Below are 16,105 nucleotides of genomic sequence, written 5' to 3' on the forward strand. Positions count from 1 at the left end.
ATCAGGAGGCGATGGCTGTGGTGGTTTGGGCCGGGTGATCTGAATGGCGACGTGCCGTGTGTGCTAGCCATGCATTACGTCCAGCTATCAATAAACCCAGGCCCATGAAGGCACCTGGGGGCAACAACGCCAACAGAAAGCCAGGGTAATCAACCGGTAGGACATGAATCACCCATGCTTTGCCAAACTCAGGGCCGACAATCAAATCAATCCCGGCAAGCAAGGTGCCTTGGCCAACCAGTTCACGCAAACTTCCCAAGGTGGCAAGTACGGCAGTCAGGCCAATTCCCATCATGAAGCCATCCACCAATGACGGCAGCACACGATGCTTGGCGGCGAAGGCCTCCGCACGGGCCAATACAATGCAGTTGGTAGTGATCAAGGCAACGAACAGGCCCAGTATGGAATACAAGCCGGGTAGCCAAGCCTGCATCATCAACTGGATCACGGTCACCAAGGCAGCGATGATCAGCACGAAGACCGGGATGCGGACTTCACTTGGCACCCAATGCCGGATGGTGCTGACGGCGGTGCTTGATGCGGCCATGGCTAAGGTGGTGGCCAGACCAAGACTGGTGCCGTTGACCAATGTGTTGCTGACGGCCAATAACGGACATAAGCCGAGCAGTTGTATGAGACCGGGGTTTTGGTGCCACAACGCATCTTGGCAGATATCTGATAGGGTTTTCTCGTTCATGCCCCGATTTTATCGCACAGCGCAGCCAAGTGCGCAGGGTGTTGATCCAGCCAGGGCCAAATGGCGTGGTTTGTGGGTAACCAGACCAGTTCCCGCTCGCGGGCTCGGTTGGCGGATGTATAGAGTCGTTCGACTATAGCGGCGGGAATCACTGCATCCTGCTCTGCCGCTACAATCAATAACCGCCCTGTAAAGCCAGACAGAATTTCCCAGGCATCGGAGTGTTGCCAACTATCAGGCTGGCGGATGATGGCAGAAAATGCCGGACCAAATGGCACAGCATATGCTGCAGGTATATAGATGCCAGGCACGCAAAGTATCAGTTGAACGGTCGGATAAAGTGTACTGAGCCGGATTGCATTGTAAGCCCCCATGCTAGAGCCCAGTAACGACAATGGGCCGGCCAGGTCTGTAGCTTGAATGACGGCTTGAGTCTGTTGGGTACGCAACGACAGACTGCTGTGCTGTATCAGGCCACCCGTCTCACCGTGGCCAATCAAATCTGCCGCTACACTGGCTCGTCCCTGTTTCAGCAAGGCATATCGCAAGGCTAGAAATTGCTGGCGTGATGCTTGACCTGCACCATGCAACATCAGTAGCGGGTTATGTTGGCCGAGACGGTCGGCGTGTAACAGGTGGTTGTGAAAGGAGAGGCTGAAAGACTGCAATGAGGTTGATTGCATGATTGGTCGGATTCAGCAGGGTGCCGTGTCGGTTTGCACGGGAACGTCAAAGGCGTGTGCCGGCGGCACACGCCCTCGGTTACGCCACGATCAAGGAATGATCTTGAAAGTACGGTAGATTGGCATGGTGTTGAACCAGCGATTGAAGATCTTGGTGGCTTCGCCGTTCTTTTCCATGTCGATCAGGCCGTCGTTGATTTCCTTCAACAGGCGTTTTTCGCCTTTGCGAACGGCAATGCCATAAGCGTCGAATGAAATCGAAACCGGGGCGATTTCATACTGTTCCTTGCCTGGCATCTTGGCCAACAGCGCCGCCAGGTTAGGCTCGTCGTTGGTCACGGCATCCACTTTGCCTTCGCCCAACAGTTTGAACATGTCAGGTTCGGTGTCGACCACGACAACCTTGGCGTGTGGTAGCTCTTTACGTAGCTGTTTCTCGCTGGTGGTGCCTTTCACTGCAGCGATCGTTGCTTGGGTCAGCTGGTCTACATTGGATACACGACCCTTCTTCACTACAAACTTTTGACCCGTAATGAAGTAACCGAAACTGAAATCTACCTGACGCTCCCGCTCTACATTCTTGGTAAAGGTCGCAGCGACCATATCGACTTGTTGGCTTTGCAGCACAGACAAACGATCTGCCAAGGCAATTGGCTTGATGACCAGTTTCACACCCAGTTTTTTGGCAATGCCATCGGCAAAATCGATGTCATAACCTGACACGGTACGGCTTTTCGGGTCCAGTTGGCCAAATGGGGGCGATTCATAAGAAACGCCAACCAGCAGCGTACCTTTCTTTTTGATGTCATCCAGCGCATCGGCATGGACCACGCCTGCAGCCAGAAAAAGTGCAGAGAAAACGAGCGAGTTGTATTTCATGGTTCACAGTCCTTATAAGGGCGTACTCTTACCGATCTTTCAAGAAGATAGTAACGGTATAGGACGCAAAACCCGATTATGAAAACTCGGGCGAGGTCGCACGATAGCCGGGGTTAGGGATTTCCGCTACTGGTGAAATCCGTAGTGGGTGGTTGACAACGGATTTGCAATCGTTATCGGAAATCGGACTGGCATTGCTGCAGATTGCCAATGTCATGGGAATGCTGTTTTGAAACAACACTTAGTCAGACTGGTGACGATGTTTGACGGGTCGCGTGATGGTATGGCTGGTCGGCTTGTGCCAATGTTGCCAAAGGCTTTTGGCCGGCGGCAGGTTTTCGAGCCGCTTGGCAAGTTGCCGAAAATATGCTGCTTGTTCGTGATCCATTGTGTAACCCAATAAACCCTGTTGTAGGCTCTGTTGACGTAGTTTCATAGCTCGCGCCGATCTGACTTTGGGCATGCACCGTTGTCGCAAACCGCTTGCATAGATCACTATGCGGCGAGCTTCGCTCTTAGGCTCATGCCCAAAACCAGGTCAACGCGTGCGTGAAACTACGTCAACAGAGCCTAAATAATCCGCCAACGTATCTCACGCTTCCGGTAAGCCAGCAGCAATGGCCTGCCGTAAATAACGGTGGCCGATGGCAGCGTTTTGGGGAAAGTAGGGCGTGCCCCAGAACCGATCCAGAGCATGTATCCACATGCTTCGCGGGTGTCCACAGTCAGCCGCTTTTTTGAATCGCCATGCAGCACGTTCAGGCCGTTTGGCACTGCTGGCCCAGCTCGTCATACATCCCCTGTAGGTAGATGGCGGTCGGGCTTCCCAGCATTGCTACCTGCCGAATACCGGCTCGATGGCGTGATTCGATGGCACGAACAGCGGTGCGGGGTGGAAACACACGGGCATTGAACAGTATCGGCAATACCCTTTTGGATCAATCGCTGCAGTATGCGTGTGCGGTCACCTTTTCTTGGCATTCGGTCGCGCACAACCCTGGCCAGTTGGACGCGTTGTCGCAGTGCCGGCTTCATGGATTGAACAAGCGATCCCGATGTGTCAGCACAAATTGCTGAGTGGTCGCAACGGCCTTCAGAACCGCGCGGGGGCTGATTGTGGCGCCAGCCATGTAGTCAAAGTGGCCGCCATCCTTGCTAACAGCCCATTGCGGTGCGGCTTGCGGCGGTTGCCGATCCAGTTGACGGACCCAGTCGGTCTTGCGTTGCCCTTGGCTGGTATAGGGTTTGCCCAGTTGAATGTAATCGCCCAAGCCGGGGGTCTCCTTGTGGTGGAGCGCACGTACGCCACTGACAGTGCCATCCGACAGGACTCCGATCAGCAAGGTGATTGTGCCAGCGTAACCATCCGGGGCGTTAGCCTGCAGGATAATGGCGGTCGGCTTGCCCTGGACGGTGGCCAGGTAGTAGGGCGTGTCCTCGACGTTGTTCAGTGTCGGGGCATCCGCAGCTCGCAACGTGCGTTCGGTGGCGAGCAGGTCATTGTCGAACAGGTCATCAGGCAGAATCTGCTTCACCAAATCCAGTCTGGCTTCATTTTCTGCTTGTTGAATGCGTGGGGCGGTGATCAGGTAGGTACCGGCCAATATGCCGGCTGCCAGTAAGGAAAACACCAGCAGGACCAAGCTGGCACGTTGTACATGGTGCAAGGTAGGGGTCATGAGCTGGCCTTACCTTTGTGCCCGAACACCGCGGGTTGTGTGTAGTGGTCGATCAGTGGTGCACACGAGTTCATCAGTAGGACAGCGAATGCTACACCATCCGGATAACCACCAAACACGCGGATCACATAGGCCAGCAAGCCAATCAGGCTGGCAAAGATCAATTTGCCCAAAAGCGTGGTTGGCCCGCTGACGGGGTCGGTGGCCACGAAAAATGCTCCTAATACGATGGCACCATACTGCAAGTGAAACCAGGGTGAGGCAAAGTGACTGCCATCTACCAGCCACAGGGCGGCAGCCAGCAAGGTGAAGGTACCAAGTGTTGCGATGGGTACATGCCAACTGATGACCCGCTGTTGCAATAGCCACAGTCCACCGATCAGATAGCCCAGCGTAATCCAAAGCAGGCCTGCCTGTTGAAAAACAGGTTGGGGCCGGATGGTATGGATCGGAGTCCCGGTATGTAGCTGTGTTTTCAGACTATTCAGCGGGGTCGCGCTGGTCATGGCATCCCAGGGTGTGGAATGGAATATCTGGCTGGCCAGATCGGTGAAGGCGATTGGCTGGGTCTGTAGGCTAATCGGTGCCAACCAATGTGATATCTGGGCTGGGAAGGATACGATACAGACAGCAAAACCGACCATGGCCGGGTTGAACAGGTTATTTCCCAGCCCACCATAGAGATGTTTGGCCACGACAATGGCAAAGAATATACCAACAGCCATCAGCCACCAGGGCGCTGTGGGCGGCAGGCTCAGGGCCAGTAGCCAGGCCGTCAACAAGGCCGATCCATCGGTCAGAAAGGGCACGACAGGCCGGTGGCACAGCACCAGCATGGCGGCTTCCATGCCCAGGGCCAGGACGCTGGCCCAGACCAGCTGCAACAGAATGGCCGGCCCGAAGGCTAGCACATAGGCGGTGATGCCAGGCACTAGGGCCAGCAGCACCTTGAACATGATTCGTTGTAATGGGGACCACGATGGTGTAGAGAAAAAGATCATCATCAAACAGCGTTAGATACCAAAACCAATCGATAGCCCAATCATCGGATCTGCACCGCGATGACGGGCAGTGCGATCAGGGAACATCAGCGAGGCCTTGAAGATCAGGAACTGTGCTTCCAGACCACGATAGATGGCATTATCCTTGAGCCCGATGGCATGATCATTGGCGTGCCATTGCGCATAGCGCAACGAACCCCAGACTGCGCCATGTCCCTTGGCGATCAGTCGCATACCGACCATGTATTTATGGCCGCCGGTTCCGATCTCTGCGCCGCCGATGATCGCGGTATCCGCATCGCTCAACGGGATGGCGGCACCTGCTTCCAGGCTGGCTCCCAGGGGCGCACCCATCCAAACCCCGGCTGTCGCATACTGGGTAGGATCATCTGCATAAGCTACATTGACCAGACTCAAACCAACCAGACAGAGACCAGTTTGCCACCAGGCTGTGCGACGACGGGGATGTAGATGTATAGGTTGCTGAACTTGAATATAAGACATGACGCACTCACAAAGTTGTCACTCGAATCAGATCTGCTTGAACGGGTTATCGAGTTTGTGTTGACCATTTCCGCACCTGAGCTTTGACACAAGGTACCAAGGTTCTGTGATCCATGCACATAGCAGACGGGCTGCCCCGCAGGCCTTGTGCGCACCATTCAAACTGGTGGACCAAGTTCATTGATTGGTTGGATCGTCGGGTGGCTTCGATGCCCTTTTTGCCGCAGCACGGGCCATGGCGGCTTGAATCATCGCCTGTTTACTGTCGACGGGCGCGGTTGAATCGACGATTTGAGGTAAAGGGGGCGATTCGATCTGTTCCGCGCGCTTTGCCTGCGCCCTGGCCAATGCTGCCTGAATGATAGCCTGTTTATCAGCCATTGCCTGTGCGGCCACCGGATTGGCTGCGGCTTCCGCCTGGGCTGTTTCGGCGGCTTTGCGGGCATCTGCTGCCTTGGCAGCCAGGCGTATGGCGCGTTCGTTTTTGTCTCGTTCCAGTCTTTCGGCCCGATATTCATGGCGCTGGCGGGCTTGGTCGGCGGCACGTTTTTTGCGCTCGGCGGCCCAGATGTCGGCCTTGGCCACCTTGTAAAAATCCACCAGCGGAATCTGGCTGGGGCAGACATAACTGCATGCACCGCATTCAATGCAGTCGAACAAATGCCATTCCTGCGCTTTGCCCAATTGATGTGCCTTCGTAAACCAATACAGGTCTTGCGGTTGCAGTTCAGCAGGGCAGACTGCTGCGCACTCGCCACAGCGAATACAGGGCATGGCGGGTCGAGGCTTGGGCAGGGTACGCGGCGATGCGGCCAGCAAACAGTTGCTTGCTTTGACCACCGGTACAAAGGGAGATGGCAACTCGATCCCCATCAGGGGGCCACCCATCAGGATACGATCGGTATCCGGCAGGTTGCCGGCATGATCCAACAGCCAGTGAATCGGCGTGCCCAACAATGCTTCCACATTCTGCGGCCGTGCCACATTCCCTGTCAGCGTCACAATGCGTGAAATGACGGGTTCACCGTAGACAATTGCACGCTGGATGCTGTAAGCGGTGCCAACATTGAAGCACTGCACCCCAAGCGCTGTGGCACGCGTACCACCCGGTACCTCAATGCCAGTGAGCAGCTTGATCAATTGTTTAGCGCCTCCGCTTGGGTACAGTGTAGGGAGACGGATAATGTCGATATCGCAATTGGCTGCAGCCTGTTTCATGGCTGCCAGGGCTTCCGGCTTGTTGTCTTCAATGCCCACACGCACTGATTTGGCCGCCATCAATTCGCGCATGATCTGGATACCGGCGACAATGTCGGCAGCGCGCTCACGCATCAACCGATCGTCACAGGTGATATAGGGTTCGCATTCGGCCCCATTGATCACCAACGTATCCAGCCCTTTGTCAGCAGGCACGTTCAGTTTGACATGGCTAGGGAAGACCGCCCCGCCCAGGCCAACGACACCCATATCGCACAGATAATCGCGGGTAGCGCGCGGGCCGGCGGTCTGCCAATCGAAACGGGTGCGCTGCTGCCATTGGTCACGGCCATCCGGTTCAATCACCAGGCAAGGCTCGGCCAGGCCCGATGGGTGGGGCAAAGTATGGGGTGCAATGGCAATCACCGTGCCGGAGGTGGGGGCATGCAACGCCGCGGATACCACGCCTGCTGCCCGCGCAACCAACTGGCCTTTCAAGACCGCTTGACCGACTTCCACGCATGCTTCTGCGGCATTGCCCAGGTGCTGCCGCAATGGCAGGATCAATCTGGGTGGCAAAGGTAGCTGGGCGATCGGCGTGCCATTCGATTCAGCCTTGTGCTCGGGCGGATGGATGCCACCGTGGAAGCGATGCAATGTCAGCGTGCTCATACGCGGGCGGGCTCTTTGACCAGCTTCAGTTGAAACACCGGGTAGCTGGGCTTCCAGGTATCGATGGTCTGGCCTTCCTCCACCATGCTGATGCAATCGACCGGGCAGGGGGCAATACATAGTTCACAGCCGGTGCATTCGCTGGCGATCACGGTGTGCATCATTTTCGCGCTACCCACGATGGCATCCACCGGGCAGGCTTGAATGCACAGCGTACAGCCAATACAGGTCTGTTCGTCGATGAAGGCAACTGCCTTGGGCTTTTCGATGCCGTGTTCGCCGTTCAATGGCTTGTAATCCAGCCCAGTCAGTTCTGCCAGTTTGTGGATGCCTTCATCGCCACCCGGCGGGCACTGATTGATGTCCGCTTCACCATCGGCAATGGCCTGGGCATATGGCTTACAACCAGGGTAGCTACACTGCCCACATTGGGTTTGCGGCAGGACTGCATCAATTTTCTCGACCAGCGGGTCTTCCTGTACCTTGAAGCGTACTGCGGCATAGCCTAATACAGCACCCAGCAACAGGCCGATGCCCCCCAATACCAATAAGGCTGTCAACAATGGGCTCATCTCAGTTCTTGACCAATCCGGCAAAACCCATGAATGCCAGGCTCATCAACCCGGCGGTAAACAGGGCGATCGGCACTCCTTTGAAGGCGGCAGGTACGTCTGCACCTTCCAGCCGTTCCCGCATCGCTGCGAATGCTGCCATCGTAAAGGTAAAGCCGATGGCCCCACCGGCACCGGCGAGCAACGATTCCACAAAGTTGTAACGGTGTTGCACGTTGAGCAGCGGGATACCCAACACGGCACAGTTGGTGGTGATCAGCGGCAAGTAGATGCCCAGCACCTGATAAAGCAAGGGGCTGGTAGCGTGAATCACCATCTCCACAAATTGCACGATGGCGGCAATGACCACGATGAAGCTCAAGGTCTGCAGATAAGCCAGATCCAGAGGCACCAAGACGTATTGCTGCAGCACATAGCAAGCGCCTGACGCCAGCGTCAATACGAAGGTCGTGGCCAAACCCATGCTGACCGCAGTATCGAGCTTTTTTGATACGCCCATGAATGGACATAAGCCCAAGATGCTGACCAGCACGATGTTGTTCACAAACACCGTGCCGACGATCAGGAGTAAGTAATGAGAAAGCGACATGGTTCAACTGGCACGGAATAGATTGGAATAGAGCGTCATCAGCAATTCAGGTATTGCGGGAATTATCTGCCGGCAATGGGATACGTTCAAGGTTGGTCGGCATAGGTTTTCTCAGCGCAAATCGCTGATTTCAATCAGGATCAAATCAAACGTATTGCCCGTCACTTCAATCACTTCTACATCTTGCCGAGTCATTAACACGGCATCATGCTGTTGCAGTGTGACGGTGTGGCTGCCATGACACGTTACGGGTTTGGTACTGGCCAGAAACAGCAGTAGCACATCACCTTGCCAGCGTAACTGGTGCTGTCCTTGCAGTTTGCACCGTCGCAGGGTGTGCATGAAACGGCCACGACGGCTCATCACATTGAAATCCAGCACCGGGCCATCCGGTATGTGGGCGTCAAAGGCGGTTTCACCCGGAAAGTCGATCGAAGGTGCATAAGGCGTCAATGTATAACAGCGGTCTTCGTCGTATAACGACAGGGAGTCACCGGCAATCAAGGTCAGGGAACGATCCAGCCCGTTGAACGCGGAGAACGGCCCAGGCTGGTCGATTTGGGCCATGCTGGCGCGCCAGTCCAGGTCATCGAATCCGGCACCCTCTGGGAATACAATGATTTCCCGGGTTTGCCCGCCGCCATTTTTCCAAGGGCGGGTAGGATAGTCGCAGGAAGGTAAGTGACGCATCTCAGGCAATCTCCGGGGACAGCAATAGATCCAGATAGGCCACCTCGATCAGGTCATCGGCATGAATGCCCAGTTGTTGCATCAACGCGAGTGCAATGGCCTCGCCCTCTGCCGCCGTTTGATCGTCACGTAGCACCACTTCCAGCTCCATGAAATCACCTAATCCGTCGACCTGGTCAATATGAATACGGGTCTGACCGACAAGATAAAGAATACGTTGCTTGATGACTTCGCCAAGAATACCCAAGGCCATGCTCAGCGTATTGCGCAGGGCATCGGGCTGGTCAATATCGGTGATCCGATAGTCAGACAACTTGGGGCCTTGCTGGTCAGCCCGGTGATAGTGGATCAGTTGGCCTTGGCCGGGCTGCAGTACCCTGAGTTTGAGCCGGCCATGCTGGCATAGGAAAAAGGTATCACGCTGCTGAAGCAGGGCAGCTGGCTGGCCGGCGATGACATTGGCGTGTTTCAGTAAAGCGGCACGGTCGGTCACCCGGGCTTTGATTTCGATATTGCGGGCCATGGATACACTCACGGAAACAGCAGCCGGTTCGTTACCGGACGGCAGGTAAAATCACTCAGCGATGATGAACAGGTAATCCGGCACATCCTGCGGGATGCTGGCAATGTATGCGGCGATTGTTCCGTTGGCGATGTCTTGAGACAGTTGCTGCAAGCCCTTGTTGAGTTCACCGGGTTCGATGTCATTGACGAAGGTGCCGATGGCTTCGCGGAAATCGTCATCCAGATAACGTGCTGGCTGGTATTTGGCGCAATACAGAAAGCCATCCACGGGCGTGGTCACCTGTTCTGGCCTGGGGACAAACCATGGCTGGAGATCAACATGACAGAAGCCGGCATGGCGAAGCGTCTGGCGCAATTGCTCCAGTGTTGGGAAGCGCTCGGCAGTGCGGCGCATGGCCTTGGGAAAATAGCGATTCAGCCAGAAATGTTCAATGTATTCACGGCAGTTGGTGAATTCCACCAAGCAGTGACGGGCTACCCGACGCAGCTCGCGATAAGCAACAGCACGGTCACGCCAGTAATGGCTGGATAAGGTGCTGATAGCGACATCGACAGATTGATCCTCAAGTGGCAGGGCGTGCACATCAGCGCGAACCCAAGGCAACTTGGGCGCTTTGTTACGGGCTGCGTACAGCATGGCCGCCGAATGATCCACCCCAACGATCGGAAAGCCTCGCTTGGCCAGCGCGATGGTGTAGTGGCCAGGGCCACAGCCAATGTCGACCAGCGAGGTCAGGGCATCCCGCTGTTTGGGCAGATGATTGATCAGCGGCAGCAGAATGGATGCTGAAGCGCGGTGGATCTGTTCGGATCGGATCGAGGTCATGATGGCTTGTGGCTCAACCAATGGCACGCACACATTCGCCAACCAGTTCTGGCCCGCGATAGATCAACCCGCTATACAACTGCACCAGACTGGCACCCGCTTGCATTTTTTCAATTGCATCGGCGCCTTCCAGAATGCCGCCTACACCGATGATCGGCAGGGCACCATCCAGACGGTCGGACAATTCACGGATTACCGTGGTGGATTTGGTGCGAACCGGTGTACCGGATAGGCCACCCTGTTCGTTACCATGTGGCAGCTGTTCAACGCCGGCACGGGATAGCGTGGTGTTGGTGGCGATTACACCGTCAATGCGATGCTGAATCAACAAGTCTGCAATCACGCCAATTTGTGGCGGATCCAGATCCGGAGCAATTTTCACTGTCAGCGGCACGTAACGGCCATGTTGGTCTGCGAGCTTGCTCTGCTCTTCCTTCAGTTTGCCCAGCAGACCGGAGAGCTCGTCACTTTGCTGCAACTGACGCAGATTCTTGGTGTTGGGGCTGGAGATGTTGACGGTGACGTAAGTCGCCAGTTCATACACTTTGCGCAGACAGATCAGGTAGTCATCCGCAGCGTTTTCGATCGGGGTATCGAAATTCTTGCCAATGTTGATCCCCAACACACCTTTGTATTTGGCCCGTTTGACGTTATCGATCAATACGTCAACCCCCGCATTGTTGAATCCCATTCGGTTGATGATGCCCTCGGCCTGTGGCAAGCGAAACAAGCGGGGTTTGGGGTTGCCCGATTGCGGGCGTGGGGTGATGGTGCCGATTTCGATGAAGCCGAAGCCCAGGTCAGCCAACGCATCAATATGATCGCCGTTCTTGTCCAAGCCAGCCGCCAATCCGACGGCATTGGGGAACTCAATTCCCATGACTTTGCGCTGTTGCGCGTCATCGTGGCCGGCGAAAGTCCGGGCAAGGCCAATAGTGTGCAGAAGGTCCAGCGCACCTAACGTCAGGTGGTGGGCCTTCTCGCCATCCAGCATGAACAGGAAAGGGCGGGCAAGGGCGTAGGCGGTGGTCATCATCGGATCGTTGGTCTGACAGGCAAAACCGCTGAATTATAGCGGAACAGCTGCGTTGCGGTGTGCAAAGATGACGATGATCCAGCTTTGCGAACGGTTGTACTGCGGGATGATGGGAACAATTTCACCAGATCGATCCTGCTGGTTATGTTGACGTGGCTTGCTCGAAAGCCGCTTGACAAGCAGAGCGGGCTATAAGTGCAGCGGTGCCCAGCTCCCCCCTTGAAGGCCTTCGATGGGATGGAAATTGACTTTGTAGGTCATCTTGCGACAGTCCTTGATCCAATAACCCAAGTACAAATACTGTCGACCCAGCTTACGGGCCAGGCGAAGTTGCCACATGATATTGTAGGTGCCCAGGCTGGCTTGCTGCAGATCCGGGTCGAAAAAGGTGTAGACGGACGACAGGCCATCTTCCAGTTCGTCAATCAGGCTTACCATCACTAGCGTACCCTGTTCGTCACGAAACTCGACCAGAAAGCTGGCGACGTGGGTTTTCAGAATGAAGCTGCGGTACTGTTCACGGCTATCCTCATCCATGCCACCACCGGCGTGACGGGTTTCCTGGTAGCGACGATAAAGTTGGTAATGTTCTTCGCTATAGCCCAGCTTGAGAATTTCTGCAGTCATCGTTTCGTTGCGTTTCCACACCCGCCGTTGCGTGCGGTTGGGGGCGAATGCCTTGGCTGGAATACGAACTGGTACACAGGCTCGGCAGCGATCACACTGAGGACGATAGGTGAACAGACCACTGCGGCGAAATCCGGCACGTACCAGTTGGCTGTAGATCTGGGCATCAATCAGATCACCGGGAATGGCCACCTGGGAACGGGCCATTTCATCTGGCAGATAGCTACAGGGGTAGGGGGCAGTGACATAGAACTGGATTAGCGATTGTCCGTGTTCCGACAGTTTGCTCATGCTGATCCTGCCCCCTGAATTAATACGCTGCTGTGTTCGAATTGCCATGGACCAGGGCGATGGATGCCATCGACCAGTACTTTGAGTCTAGCAGCGAAATTGCTTCTTGCTATTTCGCGCCCACCCAGGCTGGCCAAGTGGTTGGTCTTCATCTGGCAATCGATCATGCGGAACTCCCAACGCCCTAGTTGTCTGACCAGATGCACAAAGGCGATCTTCGAGGCGTCGGTGCGGTGCGTAAACATCGACTCACCGTAGAACATCTGGCCAATGGCCATGCCATATAAGCCGCCAGCCAGTTCGCCCTCCATCCAGCACTCAATGGAGTGCGCATAACCCATGTGGTGTAACACGCAATAAGCGTCGATCATTTCATCAGTGATCCAGGTGCCGCCATGAATGTCGCGTGGTGCGGCACATGCCTGCATGACTTGGCGAAAATTGGTGTCAACGCGGATTTCGTAGGGTTTGTTGCGCAGTGTCTTGGCCAGCGAGCGTGTGATGCGCAGTTCGTCTGGGAACAGGATCATACGCGGATCGGGGCTCCACCATAGGATGGGCTCACCCTCGTTGAACCAGGGGAACACGCCTTGACGGTAAGCTGCCAGTACACGCGCCGGCGATAGATCGCCTCCCATTGCCAGCAGGCCATTTGGCTTGATCAACGCCGAATCCAATGGCGGGAAGTCAAGCGAAGGGCCTAGCCAGCGTAGCATGTGCGGGGTGTCTTAATGGCCGGATTTGCCCTTGACGGGCTGGCAGTCCTTGCACAAACCGTACAAGTACATGGAATGGGATTCGATGACGAAGCTGTGTTTTTTTGCAACAGCATCTTGGCGTTTTTCGATCTCGGCATCGAAAAACTCCTCGACCTTGCCACATTTGACGCATACCAGATGGTCGTGATGACTGCCCTGGTTCAGCTCGAACACGGCTTTGCCGGATTCGAAGTGATGACGGACCAGCAGGCCGGCTTGTTCGAATTGAGTCAGCACGCGGTAGACAGTTGCAAGGCCAATGTCGAGGTCTTCGGCAATGAGCAGACGGTAGACGTCTTCAGCCGTCATGTGGCGTTGTTCCGAGGTTTCGAACAAATTGAGAATTTTCAAACGGGGGGCAGTGGCTTTGAGGCCGATGTCCTTAAGATCGCTGGCTTTGCTCATTGGCTGATAGAGAGGTAAAGAATTTGGGTTATAGTATAGCGTTTTACGCGGGTTTACACGAACCGATGGCTCGATAAACCCTAACTTTCCTTGCAAGCTGGTGTGACTGATTGAGAGTTACGGTCTTACCGATCAGACATATGTTGTACCAGTATTGTTCATGTACCGCCTGTTTTGCTTGAAATCCGAGGTTGTTCGACGTGTTCAGTCCTTCCCGTGTATTTGACTTATTCACCTGCCAACGCCAAACAATGCAAAAACTGCTTTCCGTGCTTACCGCGAGTATGTTGCTGTCTGCCTGCAGCATGCTGACACCTTACAAACTGGACATCCAGCAAGGCAATTACATTACCGAGGACATGGTTGCCAAGCTCAAGCCGGGCATGACGCGCAATCAAGTGCGTTATGTGTTGGGCTCGCCGCTGTTGACGGATCCTTTCCATGCCAATCGCTGGGATTATGTCTACCGTGAAGTAAAAGGTGGCAAGCTGGTCAGCGAAAAACGCTATATCGTTAATTTTGATGGCGACAAGGCGGTGAGTTTCGAAGGTGATGTTTTCCCTCCGCAGAAGAACTTCATCGCAGCCCCAGCACCACAGAGTGCGCGAGAACAAACCTTACAGCAAGCAGGGGCCGCCGAAGCCGAAAAGGCGCAAAGCGATGCCAAGCGCGCTGCTGACAAATAACGGAGCACAGCATGACATTGAAGATCGCCATTGCCGGCGCTGGCGGCCGTATGGGCCGTACCCTGATCGAAACCGTGATGCAAGCCGACAGCTGCAGACTAGCCGCGGTGCTTGAGCATAGCGGCAGTGCATTGCTGGGTAGTCCTGCCTCACTGTTGGCACCAGGTGCCCCTGTCGATTTGATTGTGACCGACCAACTGGAGACGGCGTTACAGGGTGTGGATGTACTGATCGATTTCACCCGTCCGGAAGGCACACTGCATCATCTGTCCATCTGCCGCAAGCTGGGTGTGAAGATGGTTGTTGGCACCACTGGGTTCAGCGATGAGCAAAAGCAACAACTGGCCGAAGGTGCCAAAGAGGTTGGGATTGTCTTTGCGCCGAATATGAGTGTGGGGGTGAACCTGACACTGAAGTTGCTGGAAATGGCTACTAAGGTACTCAATACCGGTTACGACATCGAGATTGTCGAGATGCACCATCGCCATAAGATCGATGCGCCATCCGGCACGGCACTGCGTATGGGTGAGGTGGTGGCGAAGGCCTTGGGGCGGGATTTGAAGGACTGTGCGGTGTATGGTCGCGAAGGTGTGACCGGCGAACGCGACCCGTCCACCATTGGCTTTGCCACCATGCGTGGTGGTGATGTGGTGGGTGACCATACCGTGGTATTTGCCACAATGGGTGAGCGTGTTGAAATCACCCATAAAGCATCCAGCCGCGCTACTTTTGCACAAGGGGCAGTACGGGCTTCGCGTTTTTTGATGACGCAACCTGCCGGGTTGTACGATATGCAGGACGTGCTGGGTTTCTAGAGCATGAACGCATGTGCGTCTTCTCATCGACAAGGCAAACGGTCAGCCATGATGCTGGCCGCTTTGTTTTTCTGCTCAGGATGTGCCGTAACCCAATTCGATCCGAGCGCGCCGAGAGATTTCGACTTGGTCTGGAACTACGGCCAGCCGGCCCTGAGCGAACAGAGTTTTCGTGAATTTCAGGCCAAGGCTGGCGGGCAGAGTCTGGATTACCGGGTCGAACTGACCACGCAATTGGCCCGTACCTATAGTCTGCGAAATCAGTTTACCGAGGCCCATGCCTTGCTGGATGGCTTGGTCCCAGACCTGACACAGGCCAGCCCACGGGCGCAGGCCCGGTACCTGTTGGAGCGGGGGCGTTGTTACAACTCGGCAGGAGAGAACGAACGGGCGATTGGTTTGTTCGAGGCTGCCCTGGCTGCAGCACAGCGGGCCAAGGCTGATTTTTATGTGGTGGATGCAATGCACATGCTAGCCATTGCCACCCGAGGTGATGCGTCGCTCGACTGGAATCGCCGCGCCTTGGCGATTGCCGAGGCCAGTCAGGATCGGCGTACGCGTGAATGGGCGAGCCGCTTATTGCACAACATCGGTATGACGTATCACAGCCAAGGTCGTTATGACTTGGCGCTGCAATACTTCGAATCCGCCATACCGTTATGGCGGGTACAGGGCGCTACGCAACGGGAGTTCGAAGGCCGTTGGATGATAGGCTGGACGTTACGAACCATGAAGCGTTACGACGATGCCTTGCATTTAATGCAATTGTTGCGCCAGCAAATGGAAGCAGCCGATCAGCCTGATGGTTATGTCTATGAAGAACTGGGCGAAAACTTGTTGGCGAAGGATCAGCCTTCTGATGCCACCAAGTGGTTTGCCAAAGCTTATGCAGCATTGAAAGATGACCCCGCAGTGCGGGCAGACCCAACCCGGCTGGCACGGTTGCGCATGTTGGGTGGTCTGTAGTGTAGAT

Annotated in this window: 19 protein-coding genes; 3 read left to right on the forward strand and 16 right to left on the reverse strand. The window is 55.3% G+C overall.

What is annotated here, in order from left to right; translation table 11 throughout:
• Position 1 precedes the first annotated feature (1 nt).
• The 16 genes from FFS57_RS00110 to fur all read right to left on the reverse strand — a co-directional run bounded on the left by FFS57_RS00110 (position 2) and on the right by fur (position 13,631).
• A complete protein-coding gene (locus FFS57_RS00110) occupies positions 2 to 697 on the reverse strand; it encodes an electron transport complex subunit E (RefSeq protein ID WP_137935718.1) in 696 nt (231 codons plus the stop codon).
• Complete coding sequence (locus FFS57_RS00115; RefSeq protein ID WP_137935719.1) at positions 694 to 1,380, reverse strand: alpha/beta fold hydrolase; 687 nt, start codon at positions 1,378 to 1,380, stop codon at positions 694 to 696. The genes FFS57_RS00110 and FFS57_RS00115 overlap by 4 nt, the downstream gene beginning before the upstream one ends.
• Before the next feature lie 90 nt (positions 1,381 to 1,470).
• The gene (locus tag FFS57_RS00120) at positions 1,471 to 2,259 is read right to left on the reverse strand and encodes a transporter substrate-binding domain-containing protein (RefSeq protein ID WP_137935720.1); all 789 of its coding nucleotides are present in this window, start codon (positions 2,257 to 2,259) and stop codon (positions 1,471 to 1,473) included.
• Positions 2,260 to 3,290: 1,031 nt separating this feature from the next.
• Positions 3,291 to 3,938 (reverse strand): RnfABCDGE type electron transport complex subunit G, encoded by a 648-nt coding sequence (locus FFS57_RS00125; protein WP_137935721.1) that lies wholly within the window; start codon positions 3,936 to 3,938, stop codon positions 3,291 to 3,293.
• Positions 3,935 to 4,894, reverse strand: a complete 960-nt coding sequence (locus FFS57_RS00130) for an RnfABCDGE type electron transport complex subunit D (protein ID WP_249383820.1) — start codon at positions 4,892 to 4,894, stop codon at positions 3,935 to 3,937. Before FFS57_RS00130 ends, FFS57_RS00125 begins: the two co-directional genes overlap by 4 nt.
• A gap of 57 nt (positions 4,895 to 4,951) precedes the next feature.
• Complete coding sequence (locus FFS57_RS00135; protein ID WP_137935722.1) at positions 4,952 to 5,443, reverse strand: hypothetical protein; 492 nt, start codon at positions 5,441 to 5,443, stop codon at positions 4,952 to 4,954.
• Between the two features lie 177 nt (positions 5,444 to 5,620).
• On the reverse strand, positions 5,621 to 7,312 hold the full coding sequence (rsxC, locus tag FFS57_RS00140; protein WP_137935723.1) for an electron transport complex subunit RsxC: 1,692 nt from the start codon (positions 7,310 to 7,312) through the stop codon (positions 5,621 to 5,623).
• Positions 7,309 to 7,875: an electron transport complex subunit RsxB gene (rsxB, locus tag FFS57_RS00145; protein WP_137935951.1), complete on the reverse strand. Its 567-nt coding sequence runs from the start codon at positions 7,873 to 7,875 to the stop codon at positions 7,309 to 7,311. The genes rsxC and rsxB overlap by 4 nt, the downstream gene beginning before the upstream one ends.
• A 10-nt stretch (positions 7,876 to 7,885) precedes the next feature.
• Positions 7,886 to 8,473 (reverse strand): electron transport complex subunit RsxA, encoded by a 588-nt coding sequence (rsxA, locus tag FFS57_RS00150; protein ID WP_137935724.1) that lies wholly within the window; start codon positions 8,471 to 8,473, stop codon positions 7,886 to 7,888.
• Positions 8,474 to 8,584: 111 nt separating this feature from the next.
• Positions 8,585 to 9,163: a HutD/Ves family protein gene (locus FFS57_RS00155; RefSeq protein WP_137935725.1), complete on the reverse strand. Its 579-nt coding sequence runs from the start codon at positions 9,161 to 9,163 to the stop codon at positions 8,585 to 8,587.
• A gap of 1 nt (position 9,164) precedes the next feature.
• Positions 9,165 to 9,686: a class IV adenylate cyclase gene (locus tag FFS57_RS00160; protein WP_137935726.1), complete on the reverse strand. Its 522-nt coding sequence runs from the start codon at positions 9,684 to 9,686 to the stop codon at positions 9,165 to 9,167.
• Positions 9,687 to 9,737: 51 nt separating this feature from the next.
• On the reverse strand, positions 9,738 to 10,514 hold the full coding sequence (locus FFS57_RS00165; protein ID WP_137935727.1) for a class I SAM-dependent methyltransferase: 777 nt from the start codon (positions 10,512 to 10,514) through the stop codon (positions 9,738 to 9,740).
• A gap of 13 nt (positions 10,515 to 10,527) precedes the next feature.
• Complete coding sequence (locus FFS57_RS00170) at positions 10,528 to 11,550, reverse strand: quinone-dependent dihydroorotate dehydrogenase (RefSeq protein ID WP_249383821.1); 1,023 nt, start codon at positions 11,548 to 11,550, stop codon at positions 10,528 to 10,530.
• Between the two features lie 189 nt (positions 11,551 to 11,739).
• Positions 11,740 to 12,468, reverse strand: a complete 729-nt coding sequence (locus FFS57_RS00175; RefSeq protein WP_137935728.1) for an arginyltransferase — start codon at positions 12,466 to 12,468, stop codon at positions 11,740 to 11,742.
• Complete coding sequence (aat, locus tag FFS57_RS00180; protein WP_137935729.1) at positions 12,465 to 13,184, reverse strand: leucyl/phenylalanyl-tRNA--protein transferase; 720 nt, start codon at positions 13,182 to 13,184, stop codon at positions 12,465 to 12,467. Before aat ends, FFS57_RS00175 begins: the two co-directional genes overlap by 4 nt.
• Positions 13,185 to 13,196: 12 nt before the next feature.
• Positions 13,197 to 13,631 carry a ferric iron uptake transcriptional regulator gene (gene fur, locus FFS57_RS00185; protein ID WP_137935953.1) on the reverse strand — a complete coding sequence of 145 codons (435 nt, stop codon included), beginning with the start codon at positions 13,629 to 13,631 and terminating at the stop codon, positions 13,197 to 13,199.
• Positions 13,632 to 13,882: 251 nt separating this feature from the next.
• Here fur and FFS57_RS00190 point away from each other — a divergent pair, with 251 nt between their 5' ends.
• The 3 genes from FFS57_RS00190 to FFS57_RS00200 are packed head-to-tail and all read left to right on the forward strand — an operon-like array spanning position 13,883 to position 16,098.
• Positions 13,883 to 14,317: an outer membrane protein assembly factor BamE gene (locus FFS57_RS00190; protein ID WP_137935730.1), complete on the forward strand. Its 435-nt coding sequence runs from the start codon at positions 13,883 to 13,885 to the stop codon at positions 14,315 to 14,317.
• Positions 14,318 to 14,328: 11 nt separating this feature from the next.
• Complete coding sequence (gene dapB / locus FFS57_RS00195) at positions 14,329 to 15,132, forward strand: 4-hydroxy-tetrahydrodipicolinate reductase (protein ID WP_137935731.1); 804 nt, start codon at positions 14,329 to 14,331, stop codon at positions 15,130 to 15,132.
• 3 nt (positions 15,133 to 15,135) lie between these two features.
• Entirely contained in the window at positions 15,136 to 16,098 is a 963-nt protein-coding gene (locus tag FFS57_RS00200) for a tetratricopeptide repeat protein (protein ID WP_137935732.1), read from the forward strand.
• Positions 16,099 to 16,105: the final 7 nt, after the last annotated feature.

It is taken from the genome of Chitinivorax sp. B (assembly GCF_005503445.1).
Taxonomy (GTDB): domain Bacteria; phylum Pseudomonadota; class Gammaproteobacteria; order Burkholderiales; family SCOH01; genus Chitinivorax.

What these genes read in the sequence shown, in the direction of transcription:
- FFS57_RS00115 (WP_137935719.1), bottom strand. Translation starts at nt 1,380, where the DNA reads ATGCAATCAACCTCATTGCAGTCTTTCAGCCTCTCCTTTCACAACCAC.
- FFS57_RS00175 (WP_137935728.1), bottom strand. Translation starts at nt 12,468, where the DNA reads ATGAGCAAACTGTCGGAACACGGACAATCGCTAATCCAGTTCTATGTC.
- rsxC (WP_137935723.1), bottom strand. Translation starts at nt 7,312, where the DNA reads ATGAGCACGCTGACATTGCATCGCTTCCACGGTGGCATCCATCCGCCC.
- FFS57_RS00155 (WP_137935725.1), bottom strand. Translation starts at nt 9,163, where the DNA reads ATGCGTCACTTACCTTCCTGCGACTATCCTACCCGCCCTTGGAAAAAT.
- FFS57_RS00200 (WP_137935732.1), top strand. Translation starts at nt 15,136, where the DNA reads ATGAACGCATGTGCGTCTTCTCATCGACAAGGCAAACGGTCAGCCATG.
- FFS57_RS00125 (WP_137935721.1), bottom strand. Translation starts at nt 3,938, where the DNA reads ATGACCCCTACCTTGCACCATGTACAACGTGCCAGCTTGGTCCTGCTG.
- FFS57_RS00165 (WP_137935727.1), bottom strand. Translation starts at nt 10,514, where the DNA reads ATGACCTCGATCCGATCCGAACAGATCCACCGCGCTTCAGCATCCATT.
- aat (WP_137935729.1), bottom strand. Translation starts at nt 13,184, where the DNA reads ATGCTACGCTGGCTAGGCCCTTCGCTTGACTTCCCGCCATTGGATTCG.
- rsxA (WP_137935724.1), bottom strand. Translation starts at nt 8,473, where the DNA reads ATGTCGCTTTCTCATTACTTACTCCTGATCGTCGGCACGGTGTTTGTG.
- FFS57_RS00135 (WP_137935722.1), bottom strand. Translation starts at nt 5,443, where the DNA reads ATGTCTTATATTCAAGTTCAGCAACCTATACATCTACATCCCCGTCGT.
- FFS57_RS00130 (WP_249383820.1), bottom strand. Translation starts at nt 4,894, where the DNA reads ATGTTCAAGGTGCTGCTGGCCCTAGTGCCTGGCATCACCGCCTATGTG.
- FFS57_RS00160 (WP_137935726.1), bottom strand. Translation starts at nt 9,686, where the DNA reads ATGGCCCGCAATATCGAAATCAAAGCCCGGGTGACCGACCGTGCCGCT.
- FFS57_RS00170 (WP_249383821.1), bottom strand. Translation starts at nt 11,550, where the DNA reads ATGATGACCACCGCCTACGCCCTTGCCCGCCCTTTCCTGTTCATGCTG.
- fur (WP_137935953.1), bottom strand. Translation starts at nt 13,631, where the DNA reads ATGAGCAAAGCCAGCGATCTTAAGGACATCGGCCTCAAAGCCACTGCC.
- FFS57_RS00190 (WP_137935730.1), top strand. Translation starts at nt 13,883, where the DNA reads ATGCAAAAACTGCTTTCCGTGCTTACCGCGAGTATGTTGCTGTCTGCC.
- FFS57_RS00120 (WP_137935720.1), bottom strand. Translation starts at nt 2,259, where the DNA reads ATGAAATACAACTCGCTCGTTTTCTCTGCACTTTTTCTGGCTGCAGGC.
- dapB (WP_137935731.1), top strand. Translation starts at nt 14,329, where the DNA reads ATGACATTGAAGATCGCCATTGCCGGCGCTGGCGGCCGTATGGGCCGT.
- FFS57_RS00110 (WP_137935718.1), bottom strand. Translation starts at nt 697, where the DNA reads ATGAACGAGAAAACCCTATCAGATATCTGCCAAGATGCGTTGTGGCAC.